This window comes from Xanthobacter autotrophicus ATCC 700552, from assembly GCF_043194565.1.
In the GTDB taxonomy this organism is placed as follows: Bacteria; Pseudomonadota; Alphaproteobacteria; order Rhizobiales; family Xanthobacteraceae; genus Xanthobacter; species Xanthobacter autotrophicus_F.
Window position 1 is genome coordinate 1 of sequence record NZ_JBAFVS010000073.1, and the last position, 740, is coordinate 740.

Annotated in this window: 1 pseudogene; it reads right to left on the reverse strand. The window is 65.8% G+C overall.

The annotated features are described in order from the left end of the window. Positions 1–683: pseudogene (locus V5F48_RS24955) on the reverse strand (ISAs1 family transposase); the annotation flags it as partial. Positions 684–740 lie beyond the last annotated feature (57 nt).

Genomic DNA, 740 nt, shown 5'->3' on the forward strand with positions numbered 1-740 from the left:
CTCCGTTCCAGAGGGCTTGAGCGACGTTGGTGGTGGCGTTGTGTCGGAGGATGTTGAGAGCGAAGCTTCTGGCGCGAGCCATGATGCCGGGGTTGTGGCGGATGCGGCTGCGATCCTCGTTGCAGGAGACGTCGCGGACATAGGGGTTGCGGTTCTCGATGCCCCAGTGGCCGCGGATGATCTCGGCCCAGATGGGCGCGGCGAGGCCTTGGGCGGATGAGACGTAGAAGGAGACCTCGGCGCGTTGCGTCCACAGGCCGGTGGCGGCGTGGCGGAGCCAGGTCTGGCGCGTGACGCGGATGATGGTCTTGATGAAGGGCTGCCATTCGCTTTTGGCGAGGGCGTCGCCGAGGGGAAAGACGTCGACGGTGCGCTGCTCCTGGCGGGATCGGGCGATGTCGCGCGAGGAGGCGGTGTCGCTGGGCTGGCGCCTGTCGGCGATGGCGCGGACGTCGGCGTCCAGATTGGGCTGGTTCTCCTTGAGTTGGACCAGGAGATGGTTACCGGTCTCCAGGGCGGTGGCGAAGGTTTTTTTGGGCGTGCATGGCATCAAGGGTGAACAGGCGCCCGGTCAGGCCGAGGGTGGCGATCAAATCCTGGGCGGCGGGGATTTCGTTGCTCTTATCGTCGATCGCCAGGTGGCCGAGGATGATCTGGTCATCGCTGGCGAAGGCGCTCAGCACATGGGCCGCCTTGCGGTCGTTGAAGGCGTCAAAGCTGCCGCGCAGCGTCTTGCCGTC